General features: G+C 62.6%; 15 protein-coding genes and 1 tRNA gene. 4 read left to right on the plus strand and 12 right to left on the minus strand.

The window, feature by feature from the left end; all coding sequences use genetic code 11:
- Window positions 1-7: 7 nt before the first annotated feature.
- The 5 genes from HL657_RS07355 to HL657_RS07375 form a co-directional block, all read right to left on the minus strand.
- Window positions 8-1,273, minus strand: a complete 1,266-nt coding sequence (locus tag HL657_RS07355) for a Coenzyme F420 hydrogenase/dehydrogenase, beta subunit C-terminal domain (RefSeq protein WP_317296177.1) — start codon at window positions 1,271-1,273, stop codon at window positions 8-10.
- Between the two features lie 3 nt (window positions 1,274-1,276).
- Complete coding sequence (gene fdhF, locus HL657_RS07360) at window positions 1,277-3,337, minus strand: formate dehydrogenase subunit alpha (protein ID WP_317296192.1); 2,061 nt, start codon at window positions 3,335-3,337, stop codon at window positions 1,277-1,279.
- A 93-nt stretch (window positions 3,338-3,430) separates the two neighbouring features.
- Window positions 3,431-4,663 (minus strand): GntP family permease, encoded by a 1,233-nt coding sequence (locus tag HL657_RS07365; RefSeq protein ID WP_317296178.1) that lies wholly within the window; start codon window positions 4,661-4,663, stop codon window positions 3,431-3,433.
- Between the two features lie 18 nt (window positions 4,664-4,681).
- Entirely contained in the window at window positions 4,682-5,548 is an 867-nt protein-coding gene (locus HL657_RS07370; RefSeq protein WP_317296179.1) for a DNA-methyltransferase, read from the minus strand.
- A 54-nt stretch (window positions 5,549-5,602) separates the two neighbouring features.
- Complete coding sequence (locus HL657_RS07375) at window positions 5,603-5,821, minus strand: hypothetical protein (protein ID WP_317296180.1); 219 nt, start codon at window positions 5,819-5,821, stop codon at window positions 5,603-5,605.
- Between HL657_RS07375 and HL657_RS07380 the strand changes: the two genes are divergently transcribed.
- Window positions 5,799-5,990, plus strand: coding sequence for a hypothetical protein (locus HL657_RS07380; RefSeq protein WP_317296181.1), 192 nt, complete (start codon window positions 5,799-5,801; stop codon window positions 5,988-5,990). The two genes, HL657_RS07375 and HL657_RS07380, sit on opposite strands and share 23 nt — an antisense overlap.
- Window positions 5,991-6,186: 196 nt before the next feature.
- Window positions 6,187-7,389, plus strand: a complete 1,203-nt coding sequence (locus HL657_RS07385) for a C45 family peptidase (RefSeq protein WP_317296182.1) — start codon at window positions 6,187-6,189, stop codon at window positions 7,387-7,389.
- Window positions 7,390-7,446: 57 nt separating this feature from the next.
- Here HL657_RS07385 and HL657_RS07390 read toward each other — a convergent pair whose 3' ends face one another.
- From HL657_RS07390 to HL657_RS07410, 5 genes are all read right to left on the minus strand, one after another.
- On the minus strand, window positions 7,447-8,259 hold the full coding sequence (locus tag HL657_RS07390; protein WP_317296183.1) for a phosphoribosylformylglycinamidine synthase subunit PurQ: 813 nt from the start codon (window positions 8,257-8,259) through the stop codon (window positions 7,447-7,449).
- A gap of 2 nt (window positions 8,260-8,261) precedes the next feature.
- Window positions 8,262-11,204, minus strand: a complete 2,943-nt coding sequence (locus HL657_RS07395) for a phosphoribosylformylglycinamidine synthase subunit PurL (protein WP_317296184.1) — start codon at window positions 11,202-11,204, stop codon at window positions 8,262-8,264.
- 772 nt (window positions 11,205-11,976) lie between these two features.
- Window positions 11,977-12,609 (minus strand): hypothetical protein, encoded by a 633-nt coding sequence (locus HL657_RS07400; RefSeq protein ID WP_317296185.1) that lies wholly within the window; start codon window positions 12,607-12,609, stop codon window positions 11,977-11,979.
- Window positions 12,610-12,890: 281 nt separating this feature from the next.
- A tRNA-Thr gene (locus tag HL657_RS07405) sits at window positions 12,891-12,963 on the minus strand.
- Window positions 12,964-13,014: 51 nt separating this feature from the next.
- Window positions 13,015-13,287, minus strand: a complete 273-nt coding sequence (locus HL657_RS07410) for a DUF504 domain-containing protein (RefSeq protein WP_317296186.1) — start codon at window positions 13,285-13,287, stop codon at window positions 13,015-13,017.
- Window positions 13,288-13,429: 142 nt separating this feature from the next.
- Between HL657_RS07410 and mmp10 the strand changes: the two genes are divergently transcribed.
- The gene (gene mmp10, locus HL657_RS07415) at window positions 13,430-14,656 is read left to right on the plus strand and encodes a methyl coenzyme M reductase-arginine methyltransferase Mmp10 (protein ID WP_317296187.1); all 1,227 of its coding nucleotides are present in this window, start codon (window positions 13,430-13,432) and stop codon (window positions 14,654-14,656) included.
- Here the strand turns inward: mmp10 and HL657_RS07420 are convergent.
- Both HL657_RS07420 and HL657_RS07425 read right to left on the minus strand, forming a co-directional pair.
- Window positions 14,637-15,215: a type 1 glutamine amidotransferase gene (locus tag HL657_RS07420; protein ID WP_317296188.1), complete on the minus strand. Its 579-nt coding sequence runs from the start codon at window positions 15,213-15,215 to the stop codon at window positions 14,637-14,639. The two genes, mmp10 and HL657_RS07420, sit on opposite strands and share 20 nt — an antisense overlap.
- On the minus strand, window positions 15,212-15,892 hold the full coding sequence (locus tag HL657_RS07425) for a diphthine--ammonia ligase (protein WP_317296193.1): 681 nt from the start codon (window positions 15,890-15,892) through the stop codon (window positions 15,212-15,214). The genes HL657_RS07420 and HL657_RS07425 overlap by 4 nt, the downstream gene beginning before the upstream one ends.
- Before the next feature lie 206 nt (window positions 15,893-16,098).
- Here HL657_RS07425 and HL657_RS07430 point away from each other — a divergent pair, with 206 nt between their 5' ends.
- Window positions 16,099-16,290 (plus strand): hypothetical protein, encoded by a 192-nt coding sequence (locus HL657_RS07430; RefSeq protein ID WP_317296189.1) that lies wholly within the window; start codon window positions 16,099-16,101, stop codon window positions 16,288-16,290.
- The last annotated feature ends 231 nt before the right edge of the window (window positions 16,291-16,521 follow it).

The raw sequence follows: 16,521 nt of genomic DNA on the forward strand, positions 1-16,521 counted from the left end.
ACCGCAGTCAGCGGAAGATATCGAAGATCTGGTCGCTCCCGGTGGCGATGAGCCGGTCGCGCTCCGCACTCTCTTCGACCAGGGCCAGCACCGGCGGGGTCATGTCCTCGCCCGGGTGGAACCCGAAAAGTTCCTCGAGGTCGGTCTGGATGGCGTGCATGAAGACCGAGTTCGAGATCTCTACGGGGCAGAGTTCCTCGCACTGGCCGCAGTTGACGCAGGAGTCGGAGATGTGCGCGAACCGGATCAGGTGGAACATGAACGGCGGCGGGATGACGCCGGGCTCGACCAGGTAGTCTTTCCTCGTGCTGCACTCGACGCAGTAGCAGATCGGGCAGTTCTCAATGCAGGAGTAGCACTTGATGCACCGGGAGGTCTGCTCGCGGATCTTGTTCAGGCGCTCCGTCCCCTCACCGAGCGCCCCGAAGTAGCGTTCCCGCCACTTGTCACCGAGTTTCAGCATCGCGTTCTCGACCTTGCCGCGGATCTCGATTCCTTTCGGGTTCGCAGGCTCGGTGGCGACTGCCCCGGTCTTCACGGCGGCGTTGAGGAGGTTTGCACCCTTCTCGGAACAGACCTCGACGAATGTGGCGTTGCCGGCTTTCTCCCCGATGACACCCCAGTTGCCGCAGGCGAGGTCCGCCTGGCGCGGGATCTTGATCTTGCACCGGCGGCAGTTGGACCGGCGGCCGAGGCCCTGGTCCCCGAGGAGGTCCTCCGATCCCTCTTCGAGTTCGTCGATCGAGACGGAAGCGTGTTCGCCGTCCTTTGTGATGACGATGAACTTTCCTTTGTCGATCTCCTCCTTGACAATGTCGTCCGGATCGAGACCGAGCTTCTCGCGGACGATGATCCGCGCCGTCTCCGGCCGGATGGTGCCGCCGCAGTTGAGGCCGATGATGATGATGTTGTCCAGGTTGACCTGGTTGCGCTTTGCCATCTCGTAGATCGCCTTGACGTCGCAGCCTTTGAGGACGGTTGCGATCCGCATGTTCGGCTCGGTGGAAAGAAGGCACCGCCGCATCTGCTTGGGGAGGAGCAGGGTGCCGCAGTGGAGCGACCCGGCAATCCCCCCGATCTCGGCAGGGTCGGTGATCAGTGCCGGCAACGCATCGTAGACGTCCGCGCCCTTCCTGACCGCAAAGACCCCGTCGACCATGCCGCTCTCGAGGGCGTGGCGCAGCAGCGCGGTGACTGCTCCGCCCGTCTCCGCCCTCTCCCGGAGTTCATCGTCCGTCGTCCAGGCATAGAGTAAATCGCCTTTTCCTGCCATATCTTACACCTCCTCGATCTTCTCGACCTTCACGGCACAGGCCTTGTACTCGGGGATCTTCGCTACGGGATCGAGCGCATTGTGGGTCAGCCTGTTCGCCGGGTGCTCCTTGTAGTGGAACGGGATGAACATGACGCCTCTGATGATCTCCGAGGTTACCCGCGCGGGGATCTCGACTGAGCCCCGGCGTGTGCTCGCCCGGACGAACTCGTCGTCCTCGATCCCGAGTTCTTTTGCGTCCTCGGAGTTGATCTCGATCCAGCCGATGGGCGCCTCCTTCTCGAGGCTCCACGACCGGCGAGTCATGGTGCCGGTGTGCCACTGCCAGAGTGTCCGGCCGGTCGTGAGCACGTAGGGGTACTCGTCGTCCGGCACCTCGGCAGGCGGCTTCCACTCGATCGGTGAGAAGACCCCGAGTCCGTCGGGCATGGCGAACCTCTCCCGGTGGAGGATCGGCGTTCCCGGGTGCTCCTCGGTCGGGCAGGGCCAGTGCAGGCCGTCGGGGTCGAGACGGGCGTAGGACATGCCGTGGTAGGACGGCGTGACGGCGGCGACCTCCTCGAAGACCGCTTCGGGGCTTTCGAACGCAAACTGCTTCTCGTAGCCCATCTTCTTCCCGAGTTCGCAGAGGATCTGCCAGTCGGGCTTCGCCTCCCCCGGCGGATCCTGCGCCTTCTTCCAGCGCTGGACACGCCGCTCGGTGTTCGTCTGGGTACCGTCCTTCTCGGCGTAGCATGCCGCAGGCAGAACGACGTCGGCGAGTTCAGCGGTCTCACTCATGAAGATGTCCTGCACGACCAGGAACTCGAGGTTCCTGAGCCCTTCCTCGACATGGTGGAGGTCGGGATCGGAGAGCATCGGGTTCTCGCCCATGATGTACATCGCTTTGAGTTTGCCGGGTTCGTCGGCAAGAACGTTGACCATCTCGGTGACGGTGTAGCCTACTTTGCCCTCGGCAAGCTCGTCAACACCCCACAGCTCCTTCATCTTCTTCTGGGCCGCCTCATCGGTGACCTTCTGGTAGCCGGAGTAGACGTTCGGGAGGGCTCCCATGTCGCAGGCGCCCTGGACATTGTTCTGGCCGCGGAGCGGGTTGACACCGCCACCGGGCTTGCCCATGTTGCCGGTGAGCATCATCAGGTTCGCGGTCGATTTGACGTTGTCGACGCCGACGGTGTGCTGGGTGATACCCATCGAGTAGATGAGCGCGGCGACGTCGGCCGTTGCAATCCACTCGGCCGCGGTCCTGAGGCTCTCGACCGGGATGCCGGAGACCTTCGAGACGTTCTCAAGGCTGTAGTCATCCTTCATGACGACTTCCTTGAGGTTCTCGAAGTCCTTCGTGCGGTTCGCGATGAACTCTTTGTCCTCCCGGCCGTTCTTGATGATCTCCTGCATCAGGCCGTTTAAGATAGCGACGTCAGTGCCGGAGACGAACGGCATGTAGAGGTCGGCCTGCTTCGCGGTCGGGGTGAGGCGCGGGTCGGCCACGATCACCTTCCCGCCGCCCTCTCTCGCACGGATGATGCTCCGCGCTATGAGCGGGTGCTGCTCGAAGGTGTTGGAACCGAGGACGAAGACGCACTTCGACTCGGCGATGTCCATGATCGAGTTGGTCATCGCGCCGGAGCCGAAGACTGCTGCGAGCCCCGCGACGGTGGACGCGTGGCAGAGCCGGGCGCAGTGGTCGACATGCGGGGTCTTGAGCGCTACCCGGGCGAACTTCTGCATCAGGTAGTTCTCCTCGTTCGATGTCCGGGCGGAGGAGAGGCAGGCGATCTCGTCGGGTTTGTAGGATCCGAACTTCTCTGCGATCAGGTCGTAGGCCTCGTCCCAGGTCGCCTCGACAAACTTGCCGTCCTTCTTGATCAGCGGTTTTGTGAGGCGATCGGGGCTGTTGATGAACTCGTGGGCGTAACGTCCTTTGGGGCAGAGTTTGCCCCCGTTGACCGGCGCGCGCTGCCAGTGCGCCACGTCAAAGACCTTGCCGTCCCGGACAACAAGGTTGAACCCGCACCCGGTGCCGCAGTACGGGCATGTCGTCGATACGTACTTTATTTCCATCATTCTCCCTCTGGCAAGGGACTACATGCCGCCCGAATTATATAATAGGCATGGTCAGGGCGAATTTTTTGATGAATACCGGTGGGGCCTGCGTCACGGCACGGCCTGGATCACCAGCGCCGCCGCGAGCGTGACGAGGCCCGCTATCGAGAGCGGCAGGGTGTAGTTTCGCACGACCGCGGAGAAGTCGTCGCCGGTCGTCCGTTTGAGCAGCCAGAAGAAGGGATCACTGACGTAGGAGAACATGAACGCTCCTGCGGAGACCATGAGCACCAGGGCGAGCGGGTCGATCGCCGTGACGGCCGGGATGGTGGCGAGGATGGCGGCGGTGACGGCCGCGGTGACGACCCTTGAGCCCTGTGCCGCCTGCACCAGGGCGGCGATGACGAACGGGAGGATGGTTACGGGGAGGAACCCGAGTACCAGCGCGGTCACGTCCGCAGGAAATGTGCTTGCGGCGATGACGCCGCCGAGCGCCCCGGCACCGGCGAGGTCGAAGATGATGATCCCGGCGTTCTTCGTCCCGCGTGTAAGCGCTTTCTCCCGGACGTCGCCCGGAACGGTGGCAAGGGCTGCAAAGAGCCCGGCGAGGAGCGCAAGGTTGATGTTCGCGAGAGCGTGGAGCGGGGGAACCAGTGATCCGATCGCGAGCATCCCGAGGATGACGATGAACGGCAGCCAGGCACGACGGTTCCGCCCGGCCGCCGGTTCTTCCGCCTCTTCGGCCGGCGGCATCCGTCCTCGCATGGCGAGGAGGAGCCCGGCGAGGAGAAGGAGGGAGAGGGGAAGGGCGACGAGGTCGATATCCCAGGGGCGGCCGGAGAGGCCGAGGGCCGTTATGGTCGAGTAGACGACGGGAGCGGGGTAGAGGAGCACGTAGGATATCATCCCGGCGACGCCGGCGCAGTAGAGGAGGGTCTTTGATGCCCGGCCGTCGGAGGAGAGGTGCGTGAGGATGGGGGCGAGGATGACGAACGAGGTGATGCCGCACATCAGCGGGACGGAGAGGAGGTAGCCGGCCGTTCCCGCCGTGGCGAGGGGGCGGCGCACCAGGCCCCGGATGTCGGCGACGATCCCCTCTACCCGGCCGCTCTCGCGGAGAACCTGGGCGATGCCGACCCCGCAGAAGATGACGATCCCAAGGATGGAGAAAATTCTCCCGGCACCGCCGGTGATTGCTGCAATAACCGTCTCCGCAGGCATGCCGGCAAGGAAGCCGAAGAGAACTGACGTCCCGACCAGGGTGAGGAACGGGGGAAGGCGATACCTGAGCGACGCGACGGTGATCACCACGAGGGCAACGGCGAAGGCGATGAGGGTCTCCATCAGTCTCTCGTTTGGGTTTCAGGATATAATATCCGTCAGTTCTTTCTCGCGGCGCGCTTCGGCGATCCTGGCCTCTGCGATCTGGCGGTACTCCGGGTCAATCTCGAACCCGATGTAGTCCGCGTCGAGGGCGATGGCCGCAAGCGCCGTGCTCCCGATGCCCATGAACGGGTCGAGAACCAGCATCCCGGGCCGGCAGCCATGGAGCCGGATGCACATCTCGGGGAGTTTCTCCGGGAAACTGGTCGGGTGTGGCCGGGAGGAGCGGATCGTCCGGTAGGGGATGAACCAGGTGTTCCCCCGGTCGCGGAGGTCGCGTTCCGCCGCTTTCCAGCGGCCGATGTTGCTCTTGTCCTGGTAGGGCACGCCTACGCTGAGTTTGTCGAGCGCCACGTCGCCCTTCTTCGTGAAGTGGAAGATGTGCTCGTGGCACTGGCTCAGGTAGCGGGCGCTGTTCACCGGCTGGTAATGGCCGACGGCGATATCCCCGGCGATCTTCTCGTAGCCGCCCACATCCTCCTTCTCGATGGCGATCGACTTGACCCAGTGGATGACGTTCTGTAGCTCGAAGTGGGGGCGGAACCGCTGGACGACATCGAAGGGGATCCAGGGGTCGCGGGGTTTGCCACCGATATTGAGGAAGAACGAACCGTCGTCGGCAAGGACCCGCGCCGCTCCGGCGGCGACCTCCCCGATCCAGTCGAGGTAGTCCTCGCGGGGCTTTTTGTCGTCGTAGGAGTTGTAGTCCTTCCCGATGTTGTAGGGCGGCGACGTGACGATGACGTCGACGGAGCCCGCCGCCAGGCGCCGCATGCCCTCGATGCAGTCCATGGTATGGATGGTGTTGACGGCAAGCCCGCACACCCCTCTCTCCTTATCTCTCAATCCGATCACGTATTCGTTCGCGGTCCCGGGCAAAAAGGTGAACGAAACACAATGTCAGGCCCTGTCGTCGGCGAGCACCTTCTGCCGCGTTCGCTCGAGCGCGTCGATGAAGTCCTCGATCTCGTAGGGATTGAGCCCCTCCGAGCCTTCAGGTTCGAGACGTATGACCTCGAGGAGCGCATCTTTGAGGATCTCGAGGCGGCTATCGGGAGGGAGGATTATCTCGAACCGGCGGAAGATGCGGTCGGGGATGCAGACGAAGTTCCCGTGCATGGAGGCGAACGTCAGGATCTCGTCTGCGGCAGGAACGTCCGCCTGGTCGACCTCGACCTCCAGAACCGCAGGCGTATCGGCACTCTCCTCTGCAAAACAGCGGGCGACCCTGATCTTCGTGGCGACTCCTCCGGTTCCGGCCGGATATTCTCCCGGGAGAATAATATAGTTTTATGCCGGGACGGGGAGGTCTTCTTGACAGATATTCATCGCAGGCCGGATGGCGGGCGGACGGCCGGGATTCGGGGGACTTTCCATCCGGTTCGTGTGCTGGGATATGGATACAGCGGGCGAGCGGCTCGCAATTTGAAAAACAGGCGCAATAACTTCAGCAGATTTATCCGCTCAGGTGAAGATGCTTCTTCGTGAAACTACTGTATCTTCTTATCGCACTGGCGCTCGTGGTGCCTGCGACGGCGATCGTCCTCACTTCGGAGAATGCAGGGGCCGCCGATACCGGGCTGAAACAGGTTGCCACGTTCGGCAACGGCACACGCTACGAGGCGGGATCCTACCCCGTTGTCGTCCTCTCCGGCACCTACCGGGAGATGGGACGGCAGTACGGGGCCCTGATGAAAGACGAACTCCAGGCCGAGTACGAGATGCTCCGCTCACACTTCACGGCATCGGGATACACCGAGACGGAAGTAGGCGAGTTCGCCCGGGAGGCAACGGTGCTGCAGGCAAAACGCATGAAGGAGATCCGGGCCGGCATCGCGGAGACGTCCGGTCTCACCGTGGAGGAGGTCGACGTCCTCTACGAAGGACCGATCGTCTACCTCGTGACCTACGGCGCGAAGGCGGGGTGCTCTTTTGTGGCGGTATGGGGCAACTACACCCCGGACGGTTCGGTGGTCCTCTCCCGGAACTACGACCTGCCCGACGTCTTTTCGGTCTTTCATCCGTACTACACCCTCGCGGTCTACAACCCGACCGACGGGAGCAACGGTGTCGCGACCTTCGGCCCGGCAGGAGCACGCCCCGAGACCCTGATGAACAGCGCGGGGCTCTTCATCGCCGACGATAACGCTGAGGACTCGGGCGGTGCTCTTCAGATCGCCGGGAGGCCCGATCTTATCGGCGAGTTCTTCCGGCTGATGCTCGACTACTCCGATATGGAAGGGCTCGATGCCGGGATCATGACCACCCGCGCTGACTGCGCCTGGATCGTGAACGCGGCCGGGCCGGACCGGGCCTACTCCTACGAGGAGACCGTGTACGACATCAAGCGCCGCGAGGAACCGGGCGTGATCGCGGCCGCAAACCACTTCGTGGACCCGTCGTGGCGGCTTGCGGTGCCTCCGGCGGAGCACTCGACCACGCGGTATGACAATCTCCTGCGCCTCGCGGAGGAGAGCAAGGGATCGATCGATGGTGAACGGATGGTCGAGATCCGTGATGTGCTGCTGCAGGACGGGGGCGCGACATTCCGGCACAGCATGCTCGAGGGTATGCCGTACTCCACGGATCACCAGGTGATCTTTGTCCCCAAGACCCGTACGCTCTGGATGAAGGTCGTGGACCGGGACTGGCAGAAGGTAGAACTCGACCCCCTCTTCTCAGTATGATGGCGGCGGGGAACCCGGGAGGGGAGAGCCCGGGTGCCCTCAAATTTTCGGGGACGCTTACTCCCCGAAGTACGCGACGATGTTGCGGAAGAACTGCATGTTCATCGACTCGGTGGGGAGGGGTTTTTTCTCGCGCTTCAGCCGCTCTTTTCTGATCGGCCAGTCATAGAGGTTCACGAACTCCATCGCCCTCTCGGGGTGCGGCATCAGCCCGAGAACCTTGCCGTCCGCCGAGGTTACGCCGGCGATGTCCGCGAGCGCCCCGTTCGGGTTGTATGGGTACTCCCCTCCCGCGGGGGAGAGGTCGTCGCGGCAGTACCGGAACGCGACCATCCCTTCCCGCTCGATCCGCTTTAAGGTCTCCTCCGAACAGGAGAAGTTCCCTTCGCCGTGGGAGACGGGGCAGTAGATGTGCGAGATGCCCTTTGTCCAGAGGTTATCCGCGGCAGGCTTCAGGGTGACGAACCGGCACTCCAGCACGCCCTTCCTGTTCGGCATCAGGGCGATCTCGCGGGGGTAGTCCCGGTCGAACGCCGGAACCAGGCCGAGGTTCGCGAGGATCTGGAACCCGTTGCAGATCCCGAGGACGAGGTTGTCGCCCGCGAGGAACTCTTTTACGTCGCTCCAGAGGTTGTTTCGGACGCGGTTTGCGTAGGCGTTGCCGGCACCCGTGTCGTCGCCGTAGGAGAAACCGCCGGGGAAGACCATCAGCCGGTAGTCGGAGAGGGATTTCTCCCCCGCGATGAGGTCGTTGATGTGGACGATATCGGACGCCATGCCCGCCCGCATCAGGGCTTCCTGCGTCTCCATCTCGGAGTTGATCCCGTAGCCGCTCATGATGAGGGCTCTTGGATTGTTTGCGCGAGCCATGCTCAGTACCCCCCGAAAGGCGCTTTGTATGCAGTTTCCATTGCCGTCACCGGCTGTTCTATGAGCGTTTTTCCTGCCGATACCCGGAACGTTTCGCCGGCGACACGGCCGAGGAGGTGCGCGTCGCCGGCGAAGATCTCCTTGAAGGCTTCGCGGTCGGAGGGGGCGACCGTGACAATGAGCCGCCCGAGCGACTCCGAGAAGAGGTAGGTGTCCGGGCGCATCCCGCCGGGGATTGTCAGATCCATGCCGACTCTCCCGGCGATCGCGACCTTTGCAAGGGCGACGAGCAGCCCCCCGTGGGTCACGGGGAAGGCGGAGGCGAGAAGTTCTTTTGTGATCGCGTCGGTCATCCGGCCGTAGCGCACCTTCGCCGCCTCGATATCGAGGGACGGGACCGAACCCCCCTCGATACCGAGGTGCGCGAGGTACTCCGACCCGCCGAGTTCTTCCCCGGTCTCCCCGACGACGTAGACGAGGTCGCCGTCGAACTTCGCGTCCATCGATACCGCGGTCGTGACGTCGGGGTGGACGCCGATCGAGGTGATGAGGAGCGTCGGGGGTACGGAGATCTTCACGGGGTTCGAGTCGGCGTCGAACCCGGAGAAGTCGTTGAACATGCTGTCTTTCCCGGAGATGAACGGTGTCGCGAACTTGACCGCGCCGTCATAGCACCCAAACGCGGCGCGCTTGAGCTGCCAGAGCCTCCCGGGCTCGTCGGAGGAGCACCAGCAGAAGTTGTCGAGGAGCGCGATGGTCGCGAGCGGGACGCCGATTGCGATCAAACCCCGGACCGCCGCATCGATCGCGGCGAGCGCCATCCGGTAGGGGTCGATCTCGGAGTAGGACGGGAAGAGGCCCTGCGAGAGCCCCACGCCCTTCATCGAGCCGGGCACGACTTTCGTCAGGGTGGCCGTGGTCTGGACCCGCCCGGCTCCCTGCACCGGCCCGAGGACGTGCCCGCCCTGAACGGTGTGGTCGTACCGGGTCGAGATGAACTCTTTGGAGCAGATGTTCTTTCTTTTGAGCATCGCGAGGAGGAGGTCGTCGAGCCGGTCGGGGTGAGGCACGTCGGGCTCGGCATAGACCGTCTCCACGGGCTCTGTCCGGAGGTGCTTCTTCGGGAGGCCGTCGTGGAGGAAGTCGAGGTCGACGTCCATGACGGTCTCTCCGCCGTACTCCACGACGCATCTCCCCGTATCGGTGAACGTCCCGATGACGGTGGCCTCGACCTCCCTCCTCTTCATCAGGTCCATGAACCCCTCGATCTTCTCCTCTGGGACGGCGAGCGTCATCCGCTCCTGCGACTCGGAGATCCAGATCTCCCACGGCGCCATGCCGGGGTACTTCAGCGGGACGCGGTCGAGGAGAACATGGCACCCGCCCGACTCCCGTGCCATCTCCGCGACGGAGCAGGAGATTCCTCCCGCCCCGTTGTCGGTGATGCTCCGGTAGAGGTCGAGGTCGCGGGCCTCCTTGACGATGACGTCGGAGAACTTCTTCTGGGTGATCGGGTCGCCGATCTGGACCGCGGTCACGGGGCTCGCGGGGTCGAGGGCTTCTGAAGAGAAGGTGGCGCCGTGGATCCCGTCCTTGCCGACCCTGCCGCCGACCATGACGACGAGGTCGCCGGGGAGGGCCTGCTTCTCGTGGAGCAGTCTTCCGTTACGGGTGCGCGGCATCACGCCGACCGTGCCCGCGAAGACGAGTGGTTTACCGACGTAGCGGTCGTGGAAGTAGCACCACCCCTGCGGCGTCGGGATGCCCGAGCAGTTGCCGCCGACGTCGATGCCGCGGACGACGCCCTCGAAGATCCGCCGGGGAGGGAGGATGGGGTTCGTCCGGTTCTTGCCGCGGAAGAGGGCCGGTTCTGTGTCGGGGTCGCCGACGCAGTAGCCGTAGATGTTGATGCAGGGCTTGGCGCCGAGGCCGAACCCGATGGTGTCGCGGTTCACCCCGACGATCCCGGTGAGGGCGCCGCCGAAGGGGTCGAGGGCCGAGGGGGAGTTGTGCGTCTCGACCTTGCAGGTCACCAGGTGCTCGTCGTCGAAGATGATGGCGCCGGAGTTGTCGGTGAAGACCGAGACGCAGATGTCGTCATCGCCCTTTGCCTCGCGGACGGTGTTGGTGGCCGCCTGGATGCAGGTCTTATAAAGCCCCCGGGGGACGTCGTCGTCCATCGCCGAGGCAAAGATCGTGTGCTTGCAGTGCTCGCTCCAGGTCTGGGCGAGCGACTCGAGCTCGACGTCCGTCGGCTTCCGCCCGAGTTTCCGGAAGTAGTCGCGGATCGCGTGGAGCTGGGCGAGGTCGAGGGCGAGCGGCCCGCGCCGCTCCCCTGTTGCGGGGTCGAGGATACCCTCTTTTCCGATACGTGCGAGTTCCGCGTCGGGGAGGTCGAGGTCGACAGTCCCGGCGGCCTGCAGGTCGTGGAGGTGGACGAAGGGGGTGATTGCGTCCATTCCCTTCCCGGCGTACTCCTCGCGGCTCCTGACGTGCACCCGGTTGACGAGCGGGTTTGCGAGGGCGACGGTGAGCCGCTCCAGGGATTCGGGCGTGAGGTCGCCGGAGACGAGGTAGAGCTGCGACGAGAAGACCGCCTCCCCTTCGCCGAACCGGAACCCGAAGTAGTCCTCGATGGTCTGCTTTGCCGTCGTCCCGGCGTTGTCGGTGACCCCGGGCAGGAACCCGACCTCGATCGCGTAATCAAAGGCGGCCTCCGTCGGCCGGTCTACGGAGTACCGCTGGACAACGGGGTTGCTGAGCTGCGCACCGATCTGCGAGAGCTCATCGGGGGAGAAGTCCCTCCGGGCGGTCGCTATGGTATAGACGTCGACGAGATGCAGCTCGCGCAGGGGGAAACCCAGCGAGCGGAACCTCTCGGTACGCGTCGGCAGCCGTGGATCGCGGGTATATTGTACCTCTATCCGGTGGACGTACGAGGCCATGTATAAATATGGGTTGGATCTGGTGAAAAGTACTCCGATGGGGTGGGAATATAAGGGTTTTTGAGGGCCTCTTTATCTTGCGGGGGTAAAGGGGGCGGAGCGGGAAGACCCCACCCTTCAGGGTGGTGATGAAAGCGGAGCCGCCCTTCCTGAAATACGTTTCGAGACGATAGTTTTTTTCTCCTCATTTCTGCTAATAGACAATATCTGTGTTGCGAGAACCAAGCAACCGGAATGTACAATTTGCTGTAGGGCAGGGACTGCCCAAACAGAATAATCAACGCCTGTGGAGATCGCGTAAGTCCTTTTCGAGGCAAGTTCGATGAAGCAGGAAGCCGCGCCCTTCAGGGCGGGGTAGTTCACGGGTGAACAAAATAACCGGTGAGACCTTTTCTATCCAGGCGAGTGGGGTTTCCAGTTCTTTACCAGCGCCCTGATGGCTTTGCCGGTTGGACAGGAGTTGCGCGGACAGGACACTGTGCCAGTGCTTCTTGTCGTCTATGCCCAAGATCATTGAGGGGAGCCGCTTGAGTTTCACTCTTGCATCTTCGGCGGTGAACAGGCCAGTCGACACCCATTCGGGATTGATTTTGTTGCCGGTTCCAGGCGGTTGTCTCCGCTCCGAGTGCTTCTATCGTCGGGATTCTTCGCTTAAGGCACTGGTGTGTCAGGGTACCGAGTTCAATCCTGAGCCGCTATTTGTCTTCCTATCTCCAAACACCTCCAGTGAGATCCTACGTTGAACAATATGCTTAGCCGGAACCATCCACGATTATACGAGGGTCAGATGGCATTCATTATCCCCTGTCGGCTCGGATGTTACCGTGACCTCCTGGATCAATTCTGTCCCGTCCAGCTCCACAGAAACATTGGTAACCCCGTCACTAATCCCATGGAGCTCAAACGAGAACTCATCAGGGCACGTTTCAGTGACCTGATCGAGAGTACCCTCCATTGTCAGGTTAATCCTCACCTCGGAATGAGATGGGCAACAGGTCCCATAGAATTTCATGGATTCGGCGCATCCTCCGGGGCAGTCAAACGAACAAACCTGGACCTCGTTCCCGGTCATGCTGAGGTCTCTTACCCCACCGTCCCTTGTACACTGAAGGCCAATCGTCGAAGATTCGTTCGCTTGAAGCTGGATGGTCATATTTGCCATGGTGCACGGCATCGTGAAGTTTTCCGCAGAAATCTCAAAACAACCATCCTCGCATCTTGCGACTGCATCTTTAATTTCCATCCTAAACAGCATGCCCTCTTCAATCACCGGCAGATCCACATAAATGGTATCGCCAGGATTGATAGTGCAGGTGTCATTCGTTGCCTCGCACGCCCCCGCACCCGCAACAATTAATTCCGCAGCCATAAACGCGAAAACAAAGGCGTAAACTATCCTTCTCATAGTACATGCCCCCAAGAATAGGGCGCGACTCGATAAAGGGGATACTATATAAATGTTTTTATAAACAGTTCCACTATGAATGATATGTTTTGCCCTCGCCCATTTGTGCAACAAACAGGACGGCAAGAGGCTTCGAATCATCACCTCATCCGATACGGCCCGGTTCCTTGCAGCCCACATGGAGCAGGGAACCTACCGGAATTGCCCGACAAAGAGATTTAGAATCACACAGAGCAGAAACACGCCCGAAAACCGAAACAGGTGAGAACCGACCAGCCTTAAGCCCCAGCCGAGATTTGAACTCGGGACCTGCTGATTACAAGTCAGCCGCTCTGCCAGCTAAGCCACTGGGGCATACCTTATATCGTGGGCGGTCTGCGGTAAAAAAGATGGCGCCGATTCATCTCACTCCTCCCCGGCATCCCCCGGTTGATCACCATACTGCCACATTATTTCACCGTCATACAGTATCCGCCGGACACGGTGATACGGAATACACGCCACGTGCGTCCCGGCATCCACCTCCAGGTACTGGGCATCGAGCGCGACGACCCGGTCGCCCCGAACCGTCGAGCGGTCGCCGGGCGCCCCCCGGTCGACGTACTCGACCTCGACCCGGGAGAAGTCGTAGCCGGGGTCGTGATAGAACCGGAGCAGCAGCCGGTGGCTCGTCCGCATACCACAACTGCCTCGCCCCGCCGGACGATAAAGGTGCAGGGTGCCGGAGGCCGCGGGCCCGCCGAAGCCCGATCGGCCGTGGAGCTACCGGGGGGACAGGTCTGCAACGTTCATAACAGAGGAGCACAGAAGTACCAGCAGGATGTCGCACCTCACCGTCGATCTCGGAGGCCGGCCCGGCCTCGACTGCCGGGGATTCTGTTCGTACTGCTACTTCAAACACGTCCAGGGGACGACCGCGTTCGGCTGCAGGTACTGCCTCCCCTTCCAGAAGGGCTGCGACTACTGCACCCGGGGTGTGCGTGAGGGATATGAGGGGTTCAAGGACCTCCGGACCGTCGCCGACGAGACGCTCGCAAACCTCCAGATGATGAGCGACGACGTCGACCGGATCACCATCAGCGGCGGCGGCGACCCGAGCTGCTACCCGGAGTTCCGCGACCTCGTCGAACTGCTCGGCAGCATGGAAGTGCCGCTCCATATCGGCTACACCAGCGGCAAGGGGTTCGACGAGCCGGATATAGCCGATCACCTCATAGAGAACGGCCTCTCCGAGGTCTCCTACACCGTCTTCGCCGCCGACCCGGCTCTGCGGCGGCAGTGGATGCACGACCCGACGCCGGAAGCCTCGCTCGCGGTCCTCGACCGGCTCTGCGGTGCAATCGACGTCTACGCCGCAACAGTCGTTCTTCCCGGCGTCAACGACGGTAAAACCCTCGAAGATACCTGCGCCTGGCTGGAGGAGCGGGGCGCAAAAGGGCTGATCCTGATGCGGTTTGCGAACCGGACCGACCAGGGGCTCATCCTCGGCAACGCTCCCCTCATCGAGGGACAGCAGGTCCACACCGTTGACGAGTTCCACGAGATCGTCACCGACTTAAACGATCGATTCTCGATGAAGATCAACGGGACCCCGCTCGGCGACCCCTCCATCGGGTCGCCGTTTGCAATTCTCCACGAGCCGGACCTCTTGAAGAAACTCCCCCGGGTCCGGAAGCGTGCGACGGTGATCACCGGGAGCGTCGCGGCCCCCTTCATCCAGCGGGCCCTCTCGATCCGCGGCTCGACCTCAAGGGTCGTCAGGGTCAGAAAGGAGATCGCCTGCCTCATCACCGCCGACGACCTCGCCGGGGTGGACTTAGCGAAACTCGAGGACGTCGTGGTCATCCCCGGCCGGGCGTTCGTTCACGACGCCGAGGCGCAAAAGATCCTCTCCGCCGACGGCGTCGACCGCGAGGTGGTGCGCGGGCCCGAGATGCTGACCGCCGACGCGGAGATGAGCATGGGCATGACCCGGACAGAAGTGCTCGAGAAGGAGATGGAAGGGTTCGCGGCCCTGATCAACACGATCAACCGCTACGGCCGGTGACGGGCGTTACCAGCCCGAGGAACCGCTCGAGTATCCACTCGTTCCTGGCCTCCGGGTGGAAGAGAAAGCCGTAGAGGGGGAGCGAGCGGTGCCGGATCGCCTGGACGCATTGGTCCGAGGCGGCGAGGGATACGAACGTATCCGGCACCTGCACGGCGTATTCATGCAGTTGGTATGCGGGAAAGCCCTCCTGCCCGTCAAAGAGCGGGTCGGGAGCGAGCACCTCCACGTCGGCCATGCCGATCTCGCAGCACGGTTCGGTGCCGGCGCCGAAGGCCGCCGCGAGTGCCCGCATCCCGGAGGATATGCCGAGCACCGGGCGCTCGAACGAGAGGAGCCACCGGAACAGTTCGGGGTGCTCTGCAAACCCGGTGTCCCGGAGCGCCGTCCCGCAGAGGATCGCCGCGTCCGCGGCCTCAAGCTCCGGTGCCCCGACGGCGGTGTAGTGGCGGGTGAAGAACGGTGCTCCGCTCCTGCGGAGGAGCCGTTCGACCGGCCCGACGAACTCGTCCCGGGAGAGCGAGTCTTCCCGGTAGCAGAGGTCGATTAGCAGGATCATTTCGCCACCAGCCCCGCCCGCTCGATCCGCAGAACGCCGTTGTAGTTCCGGTAGGTCTTCGACGCCTCCTCGATCGCGATCCTTTGAGCGAAGAAGGGGGCGTCGACGACGAACGTCTCGAGCTCCCCTCCTTCGCCGGTGAGGGTGACGCGGTACTTCCGGGCGATCTCCCGGAGTTCGTCAAGGGTGCGGCGGTCGATCTCCCTCCCGAGCCAGGACGCGTCGAAGGGGCAGGAGAAGACACCCGCGATGACGACCTTAAAGCCCGCGCCGATGAGTTCTTCCATATAGGCCTCCTGGTCCGCGTTCCAGAGCGGGTTGAAGCACCAGAGGTCCAGTTCACGGCAGACCCGCTGAACCCTCGCTGCCTGGTAGATCGAGAGGATCGCCCCGGTGACGACCCCCTCGATTCCGTACTGTTCTCTGGCGGCAAGAAGAGCCCGTTTCAGGTCCAGGAGCTCTTCCTCCTTCTCCCCCGCCGTCTCCACCTCCACGAGCGGGAGCTCCGCCGCCTCGGCCTGCAGTGCGGCGAGGCGGATGTTCGGGGTGTGGAACATGTAACTCTCGGGGTTTTTAGAGACGACCGTGATCAGGCAGACCACTTCTTCCTGCTGCATCGCCTTCCAGCAGGCGAATATTGAGTCTTTTCCACCGGAGAAGAGCACGCCGAGTTTCATGATCGTTCCCGTAATCTTCTCCCCGGTGCATGATAACCCCTGCGGCGGCGGCACCGGAAGCGTCCGGGCGGCAAAAGGCGGGATCCGGCATACCGTCCGGGTCAACCGGGGGATTTGCGGCCGGCGCCGCCAGGGGAGGATCAGGATTATATGCTGTCGAATCTTCATCCGGTATGAGCACCCGCGGTGTATCAGGAGGGCTCACTATGGCAGAAAACAGCCAGCATCCGGAAGAACAGATCGAAGTGGTGGTTAATTGCATCCTGGTAAACTACCGGGGGGATTCCGAGTGGCGGGGTCGGATAGTCCACGTGATCCTTGAGTGGGCAGAGGAGCACCCGGACGAGTGGGATGAACTGCAGGCACGCTGCCAGCAGCGTCACGAAGCCCTGGCATGAGCCTCCCGGACAGGATATAACATCTCTTCTCTCCTTCCATCTCCGGGGTAAGACCGCGGGAAGTCGTCGGGTCCAGGGTGTCCGGCGGTTGTTCAATACCCGGTGAGAATTGCGAATAACTTCCTCTCTTCCCCTCCTCTTGCCTCCTGCGCTCCCGGTGAGTCTTCTCCTTCCTGAACGCTTGGATATCCTGGATTCTTGTGAGTTTTCTCGAGAGCTACCGCTCGGCAG

Source organism: Methanoculleus nereidis, assembly GCF_032944295.1.
Classification (GTDB): Archaea; Halobacteriota; Methanomicrobia; order Methanomicrobiales; family Methanoculleaceae; genus Methanoculleus; species Methanoculleus nereidis.